Origin of the sequence: Streptomyces sp. NPDC003036 (genome assembly GCF_040611175.1) — a bacterium.
In the GTDB taxonomy this organism is placed as follows: Bacteria; Actinomycetota; Actinomycetes; order Streptomycetales; family Streptomycetaceae; genus Streptomyces.
Window position 1 is genome coordinate 37,978 of the sequence record NZ_JBEXNO010000006.1, and the last position, 14,174, is coordinate 52,151.

Genomic DNA, 14,174 nt, shown 5'->3' on the forward strand with positions numbered 1-14,174 from the left:
CGTACCGGAGATATGCATACCGGCAGTATGCATATCATCGGATCGTCAGCCCAGCACCTCGTCCAGCAGCTTCCCCCACTCCGCCACCACCCGGTCCCGCCGGGCCCGGTCGTCCGTCAGCAGGTTGGCGAGGCCGAGGCCGCGGGCCATGTCCAGGAGGCCCTGGACCGTCTCGCGGACGCCCGGGCGGGACTCGTCGGCGGCGAGGAGTTCGACCGCGATGCGGTGGGTCTCGCGGCCGACCTTCGCCTCCAGTTCGGTGACCCGGGGGCGCAGCTGCTCCTCGTTGGAGGCGGCCACCCACAGGTGCAGGGCCGCCCGGAACAGGGGACCTGTGTAGAGGTCCACGAGGGCCGCGACGACCGCCGCGCGGCCCTGGACGGGCAGGGCGCGCAGGGCGTGGGAGCGCTCCTCGGCGACGTACTCGACGGCCGCCGTGAAGAGGTCCTCGCGGGTCGGGAAGTGGTGCTGGGCGGCGCCGCGCGAGACGCCGGCGCGTTCGGCGACGACGGAGACGGTCGAGCCCGCCCAGCCGCGTTCGGCCAGGCAGGCCACGGCCGCCTCCAGGAGCCGCTGCCGGGTGGCCCGGCTGCGGTCCTGCTTCGGCGCCTTGGCGGCGTTCGGCGCCTTGGCCGTGGCGGTGGTGGTCACAACACCCATGCAGCGTCCCGTCGCTCCAGGAAGGCCGTCATCCCCTCGCGTGCCTCCGCCGAGGCGAAGAGCGAGGCCGAGCGCTGTACGAGATCCTCCGCATCGCGCTCGAAGGTTTCCAGCACCCTAGCCGTGACCAGCCGCTTGCTCTCCGCCAGCCCCTGCGGTGAGCCCCGCCGCAGCCCGTCCAGGACGGGGGCGAGAGCGGCGTCCACGTCGTCCCCGACGACGGTGACGAGCCCGATCCGGGCCGCCTCCGCCGCGTCGAACCGCTCCCCGGTCAGGTAGTACCGGCTCGCGGCCGCCGGGTCGAGGCGCGGCAGCAGCGTCAGCGAGATGACGGCCGGCGCCACCCCGAGGCGGGCCTCCGTGAGCGCGAAGTCGGCCTCCGCCCCGGCCGCCACGATGTCGCAGGCCCCCACCAGGCCGAGGCCCCCGGCCCGTACGTGCCCGGTCACGCGTGCCACCACCGGCTTGGGCAGCTCCACGATCGCCCGCAGCAGCGCCACGAAGGTGTACGGGCTGGGCGGCGCCTTCAGGTCCGCGCCCGCGCTGAACGTCGGCCCCGCGTGCGTGAGCACCACCGCCCGCACCGCGGGGTCCTTGCCGCAGGCCTCCAGCGCCTCCGCCAGCTCGCCGACGACCCGCGCGGAGAGCGCGTTGCGGTTGTCCGGCGAGTTCAGCGTCAGGGTGGTGATGCCGCGCTCGTGCGCGGTGGTGACGAGACTGGTCATGTGCCTTCTCGCTCCCTCGGTTCCCTCAGTTCGCGCCGGAGGATCTTCCCCGAGGCCGCCCTCGGTACGCCGTCGACGAATGCGACCCGCCGGATCTTCTTGTACGGGGCCACCTTCCCGGCCACGAAGGCGATGATGTCGTCGGCCGTCGGTTCGGTGGCGCCGGGCTGCCGTACGACGTACGCCTTCGGCACCTCGTTGCCGTCCTCGTCGTACACGCCGATCACCGCCGCGTCCGCGATGGACTCGTGCGTCAGCAGCAGCGCCTCCAGCTCGGCCGGGGCGACCTGGAAGCCCTTGTACTTGATCAGCTCCTTGACGCGGTCGACGACGTACAGCCAGCCGTCGGCGTCGACGCGCCCCACGTCGCCGGTGTGCAGCCACCCCTCCGCGTCGATCATCGCGGCCGTCGCGTCCGGACGGCCCAGGTAGCCCTTCATCACCTGCGGCCCCCGGATCCAGATCTCGCCCTCCTCCCCCGCGCCCAGGTCCTTGCCCGGGTCGTCGAGGGACACGATCCGCATCTCGGTGCTGGGCAGCAGCTTGCCGACGGCGCCCGGCGGGGTGTCGGGGGCCGTCAGCGGCACCACGTGTGTGGCGGGAGACAGTTCCGTCATGCCGTACGCCTGCCGTACGGGCGGCAGCCCGAGCCGCGCCGCACAGGCCCGGGCGAGGTGCGCGTCGAGCGGGGCGGCGGCGCTGAGGACGTACTCCAGCGACGACAGGTCGTACCGCTCGACCGCCGGGTGCTTGGCGAGCGCGAGGACGACCGGCGGGGCCACGTACAGGCCGTTGACGCGGTGCTTCTCGATCGTGCCGAGGAACTGGTCCAGTTCGAAGCGCGGCAGCACGACCACGGTGGCGCCGTGCCGCAACGGCGCGTTCATCAGAGCGGTAAGGCCGTAGATGTGGAAGAACGGCAGGATGGCGAGGATCCGGTGGCCGGGTCCCACCGGCACCAGCGGGTCCAGCTGCGCCAGGTTGGTGGCGATCGAGCGGTGGGTGAGCATGACGCCCTTGGGCACGCCCGTCGTCCCCGAGGAGTAGGGCAGGACGGCGACGTCCTCGTCCGGGTCGATCGCGACGGACGGTTCCGGCGCCGTCGAGCCCAGCATGTCCAGGACGGAACGGTGCCCTTCCGCCTGGTCGCAGACGAAGATCTCGCGGACGTCCGTTCCGCGCGCGGCGCGCCGGGCCGTCTCCAGGAGCGGCGAGACGGTGACCATCCAGCGGGCGGCGGAGTCCCGCAGCTGCCGGCCGACCTCCTCGGCCGTCGCCAGCGGGTGGAGGGTGGTGACGGACGCGCCGGCGCGTGTCGCCGCGTAGAAGACGGCCGGGTAGACGACGGTGTTCGGGCTGTGCAGCGCCAGCACGTCGCCCTTGCGGACGCCCGCCTCCGCGAAGGCGGCGGCGATCCGGCGGTGGTACGTGTCGAGCTGGGCGTACGTGACGGACAGGTCGCCCGTGCCGTCGACGAGGGCGACGGTGTCGCCGTACGAGGGGGCGTTGCCCAGCACGGCGTCGTGGATGGGGAGAGACAGGCGTGGGACGTCCGCGTACTCGCTGTGGAACACCATGAACGGCTCCTGTCGGTACGACTCAGTACGACTTGGGCAGGCCGAGGGTCTGGTGGGACACGTAGTTCAGAATCATTTCCCGGCTGACGGGGGCTATCCGTGCCACGCGCGAGGCGGTGATGAGCGAGGCGAGGCCGAACTCGCGGGTGAGGCCGTTTCCGCCGAGAGTGTGGACGGATTGGTCGACGGCCCGCACGCACGCCTCGGCGGCGGCGTACTTGGCCATGTTGGCGGCCTCGCCCGCGCCGACGTCGTCGCCCGCGTCGTACAGGCCGGCCGCCCGCTGCATCATCAGGCGAGCCAGCTCCAGTTCGATGTGGACCTGGGCGAGGGGGTGGGCGATGGCCTGGTGGGCGCCGATGGGGGCCTTCCACACCTGGCGCTCCTTCGCGTACGCGACCGCCCGCGCGACCGCGTAGCGGCCCATGCCGACGGCGAAGGCGGCGGTCATGATGCGCTCGGGGTTGAGACCGGCGAAGAGCTGCAGCAGGCCCGCGTCCTCGTCACCGACGAGCGCGTCCGCCGGCAGCCGTACGTCGTCCAGCGTCAGCTCGAACTGCTTCTCGTGGGCGTGCAGTTCCATGTCGATGGGGCGGCGGCCGAAGCCCGGCGCGTCGCGCGGGACGACGAACAGGCACGGCTTGAGTTTCCCCGTGCGGGCGTCCTCCGTCCGGCCCACGATCAGCGTCGCGTCGGCGATGTCGACACCCGAGATGAACACCTTGCGGCCGGTGAGGACCCAGTCGTCGCCGTCGCGGCGCGCGGTGGTGGTGATGCGGTGCGAGTTGGAGCCCGCGTCGGGCTCCGTGATGCCGAACGCCATGGTGCGGCTGCCGTCGGCGAGCCCCGGCAGCCAGCGCCGCTTCTGCTCGTCCGTGCCGAAGCGGGCGATGACCGTGCCGCAGATCGCCGGGGACACCACCATCATCAGCAGCGGGCAGCCCGCCGCGCCCAGCTCCTCCAGGACGATGGACAGCTCGGCCATGCCGCCGCCCCCGCCGCCGTACTCCTCGGGGAGGTTCACGCCGAGGTAGCCGAGCTTGCCGGCCTCGGCCCACAGGGCGTCGCGGGACTCGGGGTCGTGGGTGCGTCCGTGGCGCCGCCCGAGGGCGGCGACGGCGGTGCGCAGGGCGGTGTGCTCGCTAGTTTCGATCATGCTGATCCTCCGGTACGTCCTGTACGACGGCGAGCAGGGCACCGACCTCGACCTGGCGGCCGGGGACGGCATGGAGCGCGGTGAGCGTGCCGGAGGCGGGAGCGGCGATGCGGTGCTCCATCTTCATGGCCTCCAGCCAGACGAGCGGCTGCCCGGCCTCGACCCGGGCCCCGGGCTCGACGTCGGCGACCCGGACGACGGTGCCGGGCATGGGCGCGAGCAGCGAGCCGGGCGCGGTGCGCTCGGCGGGATCGGTGAAGCGGGGGTGGGCGGTCAGCCGGTACGGCCCCGCGTACACGGTGCCGTCGCCGTACGCGGCGACCTCGAAACGCCGGACGACGCCGTCGACTTCGAGGCTCACGCGCTCGGGCGACACGGCCACCACGCGCGTGTGCGGGTGGGACTCGACGGTGAACCCGCCGTCGCGGGTGGGGCGGTAGCGGACCTCGTGGTCGCCGTACCGGGCACTCTGCGGCTGCGACGGTACGTTGCGGAAGGCGCCGAACCGGCTCCCCGTGCGTACGGCGTCCGCGAGGGCGGCGGCCACGGCCGCGTCGGCCTCTCCCGGTGCGGGCGCGGTCAGTTCGGGCAGGTGCCGCTCGTAGAAGCCGGTGTCGAGCCGTCCCGCCACGAAGTCCGGGTGCCGCAAGGACCGTACGAGCAGGTCCCGGTTGGTGACCGGCCCGTGTACTCGGGCGCGCGCCAGGGCGTGGGCCAGCTTGCGGACGGCTTCCTCGCGGGTGGGCGCGTGGGTGATCACCTTGGCGAGCATGGCGTCGTAGTGCGTGCCCACGGTGTCCCCGGCGGCGTACCCGGCGTCCACGCGGAGCCGGTCGCCCTCCGGGAGGTCCAGCGCGTGCACCACGCCCGACTGCGGGGCCCAGTCCCGGGCCGGGTCCTCCGCGTACAGGCGGGCCTCCACGGCGTGGCCCGAGGGGGCGGGCGGCTCGGGCGGGAGCGCGGCGCCCTCCGCGACGGCGAGCTGGAGAGCGACGAGGTCCAGGCCGAAGACGGCTTCCGTGACGGGGTGTTCGACCTGGAGGCGGGTGTTCATCTCCAGGAAGTACGCCCGGTCGCCGGAGACCAGGAACTCGACCGTGCCCGCGCCCACGTACCCGACCGCCCGCGCCGCCGCCACCGCCGAGGTGTGCAGCGTCTCGCGCAGCTCCAGGCCCAGCCCCGGCGCCGGGGCCTCCTCGACGACCTTCTGGTGCCGTCGCTGGAGCGAGCAGTCGCGGGTGCCGAGCGCCCACACGGTGCCGTGGGTGTCGGCGAGGACCTGGACCTCGACGTGGCGGCCCCGCTCGACGTACGGCTCCGCGAACACCTCGCCGTCGCCGAACGCCGAGCGGGCCTCGGCGGTGGCCGCCGCCAGCTCGCCGGGGAGCGCGGCCAGGTCCCGGACGACCCGCATGCCCCGGCCGCCGCCGCCCGCCGCCGCCTTGAGGAGCAGGGGGAGGTCCTCCGGGGTGGCCACCGCCGGGACCACGGGGGCGAGGAGCGGCACTCCCGCCGCCGCCATCAGCTCCTTCGCGCGCGTCTTGGACGCCATGGTCTCGATCGCCTTGGGCGGCGGGCCCACCCACGTGAGACCGGCGTCCAGCACGGCCCGCGCGAAGTCGGCGTTCTCGGACAGGAAGCCGTACCCGGGGTGGACGGCGTCCGCGCCCGCCGCGAGGGCGGCCTTCACGATCAGGTCGCCGCGCAGATAGGTGTCGGCGGGTGCCGCTCCCGGCAGCCGTACGGCCGTGTCGGCCTGCCGTACGTGCAGGGCGGACGCGTCCGGGTCCGCGTACACCGCCACCGTGTCGATGCCGAGCGAGCGGCAGGTGCGGAAGACGCGGCAGGCGATCTCCGCGCGGTTGGCGACGAGAAGAGAGGAGATCATCAGGGCCTCACATCCGGAAGACGCCGAAGCCGCCGCGCGCGCCTTCGACCGGGGCGGTGTGGATCGCCGACAGGCACAGGCCGAGCACGGTGCGCGTGTCGCGCGGGTCGATGACCCCGTCGTCGTACAGCCGCCCCGACAGGAACATCGGCAGCGACTCGGCCTCGATCTGCTGCTCCACCATGGCGCGCAGCGCGGCGTCCGCCTCGTCGTCGTACGGCTGCCCCTTGGCGGCCGCCGACGCGCGGGCGACGATCGACAGGACGCCGGCGAGCTGCTGGGGGCCCATGACGGCGGACTTGGCGCTGGGCCAGGCGAAGAGGAACCGGGGGTCGTAGGCGCGGCCGCACATGCCGTAGTGGCCGGCGCCGTACGAGGCGCCCATGAGCACGGAGAGGTGCGGGACACGGGAGTTGGCCACCGCGTTGATCATCATCGCGCCGTGCTTGATGATGCCGCCCTGTTCGTACTCCTTGCCGACCATGTAGCCGGTGGTGTTGTGCAGGAAGAGGAGCGGGATGGCGCGCTGGTTGGCCAGCTGGATGAACTGGGCCGCCTTCTGGGACTCGGCGGAGAACAGCACGCCCTGGGCGTTGGCGAGGATGCCGACCGGATAGCCGTGCAGCCGCGCCCATCCCGTGGTGAGCGAGGGCCCGTACAGCGGCTTGAACTCGTCGAAGTCGGAGCCGTCGACGATCCGGGCGATGACCTCGCGCGGGTCGAAGGGGGTCTTCAGGTCCCCGGGCACGATGCCGAGGAGCTCCTCCGGGTCGTACTTCGGCGGTTCGGCCGGGCCCGGGTCGGGGTGCGCCTTGCGGTGGTTGAGGCGGGCGACGATCCGGCGGGCCTGGCGGATGGCGTCCGGCTCGTCGACGGCGTAGTGGTCGGCGAGGCCCGACACGCGCGCGTGCATCTCGGCGCCGCCGAGGGACTCGTCGTCGCTCTCCTCGCCGGTGGCCATCTTCACGAGCGGCGGGCCGCCGAGGAAGACCTTCGACCGCTCCTTGATCATGACGGTGTGGTCGGACATGCCGGGCACGTAGGCGCCGCCCGCCGTCGAGTTGCCGAAGACGACGGCGACGGTCGGGATCCCGGCGGCGGACAGGCGGGTGATGTCCCGGAAGAGCGCCCCGCCGGGGATGAAGATCTCCTTCTGGGAGGGCAGGTCGGCGCCGCCGGACTCGACGAGCGCGATGCACGGCAGCCGGTTGGCGTACGCGATCTCGTTGGCGCGCAGGGCCTTCTTCAGCGTCCAGGGGTTGGACGCGCCACCTCGTACGGTCGGGTCGTTGGCGGTGATCAGGCACTCGACGCCCTCGACGACGCCGATGCCGGTGACGATCGACGCGCCGACGGCGTAGTCGCTGCCCCAGGCGGCGAGCGGCGACAGCTCCAGGAACGGCGCGCCGGGGTCGAGGAGCAGCTCGACGCGCTCGCGGGCGAGGAGCTTGCCCCGCGCGCGGTGGCGTGCGACGTACTTGGGGCCGCCGCCCGCCAGCGCCTTGGCGTGCTCGGCTTCCAGCTCGGCCAGCTTGGCGAGCATGGCCTCGCGGTGCGCGGCGTAGTCGGGCTCGGCGGTGTCCAGGCGCGAGGGGAGCACGGTCACAGCAGGGCCTCCGGGATGTCGAGGTGGCGGGCGCGCAGCCATTCGCCGAGGCCCTTGGCCTGGGGGTCGAAGCGGGCCTGGGCGGCGACGCCCTCGCCGAGGAGGCCCGTCACGACGAAGTTCAGCGCGCGCAGGTTCGGCAGGACGTGCCGTACGACGTCCAAGGGCGCGGCCTCCGGGAGCAGTTCGCGCAGCCGGTCGGCGGTGAGGGTGTGGGCGAGCCAGCGCCAGGCCGCGTCCGTGGTCGCCCACACCCCGACGTTGGCGTCACCGCCCTTGTCGCCGCTGCGGGCCCCGGCGACCAGCCCGAGCGGGGCGCGCCGTACGGGGCCGGGCGGCAGGGGCTCGGGGAGCGGGGGTTCCGGTACGTCGGCCAGGCTCCGCGTCCGTGCGGGCGCCGGGATCGTGACGCGCTCGCCGTCGGGCAGCACGGCGGTGTGCGTGACCGTGCCCGCGTCGACGTACCCGGCCTCGAAGACGCCGTACGGGGTGCCCTTGCCCGGGGGCGCCGTCACGTGGAAGCCGGGGTAGCTGCCGAGCGCGAGCTCGATCGCCGCGCCGCTCACCGCCCGCCCCACCGCCTCGGGGTCGGTGTCGCGGACGACGAGCCGCAGCAGGGCGCTGGCCGTCTCCTCGGTGGCGGCGTCCTCCCGGTCGGTACGGGCGAGCTCCCAGCGCACCTCGGCCGGTTTCACGGGGAGCGCGTCCTCGACCTGCGCCCGCACCAGCCGGGCCTTGGCCTCGATGTCGAGGCCCGTGAGCACGAACACGACCTCGTTGCGCCAGCCGCCGAGCCGGTTCACGCCAACCTTCAGCGTCGGGGGCGGCGGCTCGCCCCGTACGCCGGAGATCCGGACCCGGTCCGGCCCGTCCGGGACGAGGCGTACGGTGTCCAGCCGGGCCGTCGCATCGGGGCCCGCGTACCGGGCCCCCGCCGTCTCGTAGAGCAGTTGGGCGGTGACCGTTCCGACGTCCACGAAGCCGCCCGTACGGTCGTGTTTCGTGATGACGCAGGACCCGTCCTCGTACAGCTCGGCCAGGGGAAAACCGGGCCTGCGCACGTCGTGTCCCTCGAAGAAGGCGTAGTTGCCGCCGGTCGCCTGCGTCCCGCACTCCAGGACGTGCCCGGCGACGACCGCGCCCGCGAGCCGGTCGTACTCCTCGGGCCCCCAGCCGAACCACCAGGCGGCGGGCCCGCAGACGAGCGCCGCGTCCGTGACCCGGCCGGTGACCACCACGTCCGCGCCGCCGCGCAGGCAGGCCGCGATGCCGCCGCCGCCGAGGTACGCGTGCGCCGCCAGGACCCCGTCGCGCGGCGCGGGCAGCCGGTCGCCCTCCACGTGCGCGACGCGCACCTCCGGCAGGCCCAGCCGGGCGGCCAGCGCGCGCAGTTCCTCCGCGAGCGACGCCGGGTTGAGGCCGCCGGCGTTGGTCACGATCTTCACGCCGCGCTCGTGGGCGAGCCCGAGGCCCTCCTCCATCTGGCGCAGGAAGGTCTTGGCGTACCCGAGCGCCGGGTCCTTCATCCGGTCGCGGGCGAGGAGGAGCATGGTCAGCTCGGCGAGGTAGTCGCCGGTGAGGACGTCGAGCTCGCCGCCGGTGAGCATCTCGCGCACGGCGTCGAAGCGGTCGCCGTAGAAGCCGGAGGCGTTCCCGATCCGCAGCACGCTCACTGGGTGTCCGCCTTGGGCGCGCGGCCCGGTCCGGCCGGTCCCGCGAAGGCCTGCGCGATGTCGAGCCAGCGGTCGGCCTCGGCGCCCTCGGCCCGTACGGCCACGTCGTCGCGGTGGGCCCGCTGGGTGACCAGCAGGCAGAAGTCCAGGGCGGGCCCGGTCACGTGCTGGTCGGCGTCCTTGGGCCCGTACGTCCACAGTTCGGTGCCGTCCGGCGCGGTGAGCTCCACCCGGAAGGGCTCGGCGGGCGGTGTCAGCCCGCGTACGGCGTAGGCGTAGTCGCGGGCCCGTACGCCGATCCAGGCGACGTGCCGAAGGCGCGCGGTCGGCTCCCGTACGGCTCCGAGGGCGTCGGCGACGTCCTGGCCGTGCGCCCAGGTCTCCATCAGGCGGGCGGTGGCCATGGCTCCGGCGCTCATGGGCGGCCCGTACCAGGGGAAGCGGGCGCCGGGGGGCGCGGCGCGCAGCGCGTGCTGGAGGCGCTCGCGCCCCTCCCGCCAGCGGGCGAGCAGCTCGTACGGGGGCCCGGCCGCCCCCTCCTCCGCCCCCTCGTCGACGAAGGTGTCGGGCGCCTTGAGCGCCTCTTCGACATGCGCCGCGAACGCCTCCGGGTCGGTGACGGCGAGCAGGGCCGCGGCGTCGGTCCACGCGAGGTGCGCGATCTGGTGGGCGACGGTCCAGCGGGGCGCGGGGGTGGGCGTGGCCCAGCGGTCCGGTTCCAGGTGCGCGACCAGCCGGTCGAGCTCCTCGCTCTCGTCGCGTAGATCGTCCAGCAAGGCGTGGGACACGGTGCGCTCCCTCCGGGACACGGGCACGGAAAACGCGGTGCGTGCCCCGGAGCATGGCAGCGCCCGGAGAAACAAGCAAGCGTGCTTGCTTTACTTTTTACGGGCGCCCCGGCGCGCCTGCGACCGCACGGCCCCCATGCTGGCCGCGACGACCAGCGCGATCGCCAGCGCGTCGGTGAGGGACATGGCCTGGCTCAGCACCAGGAACCCGGCGGTGGCGGCGATCGCCGGCTCCAGGCTCATCAGGATCGCGAACGTCGGCGCGGGCAGGCGGCGCAGCGCCAGCAGTTCGAGGGTGTACGGCAGGACGGACGACATCAGCGCGACCGCGAGGCCCAGGCCGATGGTCGACGGCACGAGGAGCTTGCTCCCGGCCTCGGCGATGCCGAGCGGCAGCGTCAGCACCGCGCCCACGGCCATCGCCAGCGCCAGCCCGTCGGCCTGCGGGAAGCGCCGTCCGGTACGCGCGCTGAAGAGGATGTACGCGGCCCACATGGCGCCCGCCGCCAGCGCGAACACCGCGCCCAGCGGGTCCAGCCGGTCGAAACCGCCGCCGCTCAGCAGGACCACTCCGGCCAGCGCGAGCGCGGCCCAGACGACGCTGACCAGCCTCCGTGAAGCGACCACCGACAGCACGAGCGGCCCGAGCACCTCCAGGGTGACGGCGGCGCCCAACGGGATGCGGTCGATGGACAGGTAGAAGAGGACGTTCATCGCGGCCATGGCGGCGCCGAAGGCGACGACCGTGCCCCAGTCGGCGCGCCGGTACCCGCGCAGCCGGGGCCGGCAGACCAGGAGCAGGACGACGGCGGAGAGCAGCAGCCGCAGCGTGACGACCCCGATGGCCCCGGCGCGCGGCATGAGCAGCACGGCGACGGCCGCCCCGAACTGCACGGACAGCCCGCCCGCCACCACCAGCGCGACCGGCCCGAGCGCACCGCGCCTCCCGGGGGCCCGGTCGGGGTGCGCGGCGGAGACCTCGGGGAGCGCGACGGCGGAGGCGTCGGCGACCGCCGCGTCCGGGCGTGCGGTGTCGTTCACCGGGGGAACCTCGACTTCTTTCTCTTCGGCAAGTGCATCAGATTGCACCCCTAGTCAAACACACTGCACCGAAACGTGGGTCTCCCTCTCTCCACGGTAAGCGGGGGCTTCAGCTCCCGAGCCCCTCCGCCAGCACCTCCGCCAGATGCCTGCCCCGCCGCCCCGCGAGCTGCTCCAGCTGCGTGCGGCAGGAGAAGCCGTCCGCGAGGAGTTCGGTGCCGGGGGCGGCGGCGCGGACGGCCGGGAGGAGCTGGTCCTCGGCGCAGGCCGCGGACACCGCGTAGTGGCCGCGTTCGAAGCCGAAGTTGCCGGCGAGGCCGCAGCAGCCGCCGCTCAGGTCGCCCGTCAGGCCCGCGCGCTCGCGCAGGCGGCGTTCGGCGGCGTCGCCGAGGACCGCGTGCTGGTGGCAGTGGGTCTGGCCCGCGACCGGGCGGTCCAGGCGCGGGGGCCGCCAGTCGGGGGCGTACTCCTCCAGGGCCTGGGCGAAGGTGCGTACGGAGTCGGCCAGGCGGCGGGCGCGCGGGTCGTCGGGGAGGAGCTCCGGCAGGTCGGTCCTCAGGGCGGCGGCGCAGCTCGGTTCGAGGACGACCACGGGCTTGCCCGCGAGGGGCTCCATGGTGTCGAGCGTGCGGCGCATGACCGTACGGGCCCGGTCGAGCCGGCCCGTGGAGACGTACGTCAGGCCGCAGCAGACCCGACCGGGCGGGAGGGCCGGGTTCAGGCCCGCCGCCTCCAGGACCGCGACGGCCGCGCGGCCCACGGAGGGCGAGAGGTGGTTGGTGAAGGTGTCGGGCCAGAGGAGCAGGTCGCCGGCCTCGGTCCCGCGGCGCCGGAACCAGCGTGTGAACGTCTGCGGCGCCAGCCGCGGGAGGTCCCGCTCCGGGGCGATGCCCGCCAGCCGCTTCGCGACCGCCGCCAGCGGGCGTACCCGGGCGGCGGCGTTGAGGACCGGCGCTATGGGCGCGGCGAGGCGGAGCCACTGCGGGAGCCCGCCCATCGTGTAGTGGGCGGCGGGGCGGAGCCGTCCCGCGTAGTGGTGGTGCAGGAACTCCGCCTTGTACGTCGCCATGTCGACGCCCACCGGGCAGTCGCTGCGGCAGCCCTTGCACGACAGGCACAGGTCGAGCGCCTCGCGCACCTCCGGCGAGCGCCAGCCGTCGCGCACCACCTCGCCCGCCAGCATCTCGTGCAGCAGCCGGGCGCGCCCGCGCGTGGAGTGCTCCTCCTCGCCGGTCGCGCGGAACGACGGGCACATCACGCCCGCGCCCCGGTGCGGCCCGGCCACGCGGCACTTGGCGACGCCGACGCAGCGCCGTACGGCGGTGGCGAAGTCCCCGCCGTCCTGCGGGTAGCCGAAGGCCACGGCCACGGGCTCGCGCGGCAGGACGTCGAAGCGGAGGCTCTCGTCGAGGCGGGCGGGCCGGGCGAGCATGCCCGGGTTCATGCCGCCGTCCGGGTCCCACAGGTCCTTGAACCGGCCGAAGAGGCCCGTCAGTTCGTCCCCGTACATCCTCGGCAGCAGCTCCGCGCGCGCCTGCCCGTCGCCGTGCTCGCCGGAGAGGGACCCGCCGTGCGCGACGACGAGGTCGGCCAGCTCCTCCGAGAACCGCCGGAAACGCCGTACGCCCTCCGCCGACACCAGGTCGAAGTCGATACGGGCGTGGACGCAGCCCTCGCCGAAGTGGCCGTACGGCGTGCCGCGCAGGCCATGGGCGGCGAGCAGCGCGCGGAAGTCGCGCAGGTACGGGCCGAGGCGCGCGGGCGGTACGGCGCAGTCCTCCCAGCCGGGCCACGCCTCGGCGCCCTCGGGGGTGCGCGTGGCGGTGCCGGCGGCGTCCTCGCGCACCCGCCACAGGATGCGCTGGGCGGCCGGGTCGGTGACGACGCGGGCGTCCACGGCGTCGGCGGCGCGCACCAGCGCCTCGGCGTGGGCCCAGGCATCCGCCGGGGTCGCGCCGCCCGTCTCGACGAAGAGCCACGCGCCGCCCCGGGGCAGCGCGGCGCGCGCGGCCGGGTCCCGGACCAGGTCCTCCGCCATGCCCTCGACCGTGAGCGGCCCGTGCGGCAGCAGACCGGACGCCGCCTCGGCGGCCGCGCTCTCGTCGGCGTACCCGAGGACGGCCAGCGCCCGCGCCGGCGGCGACTCGACCAGCCGTACGGTCGCCTCGGTCACCACCCCCAGGGTCCCCTCGCTGCCGCAGAAGGCGCGGGCGAGGTCGGTGCCGCGCTCGGGGAGGAGGGCGTCGAGGGCGTAACCGGAGATGCGGCGCGGCAGGCCGGGCGGGAAGCCCGTGCGGATGGCGGCAAGGTTCCCGCCGACCAGCTCCGCCAGCCCGTCCGGCGCGCCGTCCCACCCGCGCCCCAGGCGCCGTTCGGCGCCCCCTCCGTACGTCACGACCGCCAGGGCGCGGACGTTGTCGGCCGTGGTCCCCCAGGCCACCGAGTGGGCCCCGCAGGCGTTGTTGCCGATCATTCCGCCGAGGGTGCAGCGACTGTGTGTCGAGGGGTCCGGCCCGAAGGTCAGGCCGTACGGGCGCACCGCCGCGCGCAGCTCGTCCAGGACCACGCCCGGCTGCACCACCGCCGTGCGCGCCTCCGGGTCCACGGCGAGGATGCCCCGCATGTGGCGGGTGAAGTCCAGCACCACCCCGGTCCCGGTGGCCTGCCCGGCGGTCGACGTCCCGGCGCCGCGCGGGACGACGGGCACGCCGTGCGCCCGGCACACCTCCAGCGCGGCCGCCACGTCCGCCGCGTCGCGGGGCGCGACGACCCCGACCGGGACGCGGCGGTAGTTGGACGCGTCCATGGTGTGCAGCGCGCGGGCCGCGGTCCCGAAGTCCACGTCCCCGCGCAGGGCGGCGCGCAGTGCGCCTGACAGGTCCTTGTGCCGCCGGTCGCTCATGGGGTCAGGATGCCTCGCCTCTCCCCGGCCCGCGATCACGAAGCGCATGGACGATGAAAGAAATCCTCAACGGACCTTTCCCAACTGATCGTCAGCTCTCCTATAGTGACCAGGAATTTGCCGCTCCCCGGCACCCCGGACCCCGCCCCACCCCCGCC

At 74.5% G+C, this 14,174-nt stretch carries 10 protein-coding genes; all 10 read right to left on the minus strand.

The features are described from left to right. Positions 1-45 precede the first annotated feature (45 nt). Positions 46-660: a TetR/AcrR family transcriptional regulator gene (locus tag ABZX67_RS06265; protein ID WP_355355382.1), complete on the minus strand. Its 615-nt coding sequence runs from the start codon at positions 658-660 to the stop codon at positions 46-48. After that, positions 648-1,385, minus strand: a complete 738-nt coding sequence (locus ABZX67_RS06270; protein WP_355355385.1) for an enoyl-CoA hydratase family protein — start codon at positions 1,383-1,385, stop codon at positions 648-650. The genes ABZX67_RS06265 and ABZX67_RS06270 overlap by 13 nt, the downstream gene beginning before the upstream one ends. Then, a complete protein-coding gene (locus ABZX67_RS06275; RefSeq protein WP_355355388.1) occupies positions 1,382-2,962 on the minus strand; it encodes a 4-coumarate--CoA ligase family protein in 1,581 nt (526 codons plus the stop codon). Before ABZX67_RS06275 ends, ABZX67_RS06270 begins: the two co-directional genes overlap by 4 nt. A 22-nt stretch (positions 2,963-2,984) precedes the next feature. Then, a complete protein-coding gene (locus tag ABZX67_RS06280; RefSeq protein WP_355355391.1) occupies positions 2,985-4,118 on the minus strand; it encodes an acyl-CoA dehydrogenase family protein in 1,134 nt (377 codons plus the stop codon). Beyond that, positions 4,105-6,006 (minus strand): biotin carboxylase N-terminal domain-containing protein, encoded by a 1,902-nt coding sequence (locus ABZX67_RS06285; RefSeq protein ID WP_355355394.1) that lies wholly within the window; start codon positions 6,004-6,006, stop codon positions 4,105-4,107. The genes ABZX67_RS06280 and ABZX67_RS06285 overlap by 14 nt, the downstream gene beginning before the upstream one ends. Before the next feature lie 7 nt (positions 6,007-6,013). Further along, entirely contained in the window at positions 6,014-7,612 is a 1,599-nt protein-coding gene (locus ABZX67_RS06290; RefSeq protein ID WP_355355397.1) for a carboxyl transferase domain-containing protein, read from the minus strand. Further along, positions 7,609-9,285 carry an acyclic terpene utilization AtuA family protein gene (locus ABZX67_RS06295; protein WP_355355399.1) on the minus strand — a complete coding sequence of 559 codons (1,677 nt, stop codon included), beginning with the start codon at positions 9,283-9,285 and terminating at the stop codon, positions 7,609-7,611. The genes ABZX67_RS06290 and ABZX67_RS06295 overlap by 4 nt, the downstream gene beginning before the upstream one ends. Continuing rightward, the gene (locus ABZX67_RS06300) at positions 9,282-10,073 is read right to left on the minus strand and encodes a TIGR03084 family metal-binding protein (RefSeq protein WP_355355401.1); all 792 of its coding nucleotides are present in this window, start codon (positions 10,071-10,073) and stop codon (positions 9,282-9,284) included. Before ABZX67_RS06300 ends, ABZX67_RS06295 begins: the two co-directional genes overlap by 4 nt. A gap of 90 nt (positions 10,074-10,163) precedes the next feature. Continuing rightward, on the minus strand, positions 10,164-11,114 hold the full coding sequence (locus ABZX67_RS06305) for an EamA family transporter (protein ID WP_355355403.1): 951 nt from the start codon (positions 11,112-11,114) through the stop codon (positions 10,164-10,166). 109 nt (positions 11,115-11,223) lie between these two features. After that, complete coding sequence (locus ABZX67_RS06310; protein WP_355355405.1) at positions 11,224-14,016, minus strand: FAD-binding and (Fe-S)-binding domain-containing protein; 2,793 nt, start codon at positions 14,014-14,016, stop codon at positions 11,224-11,226. Positions 14,017-14,174 lie beyond the last annotated feature (158 nt).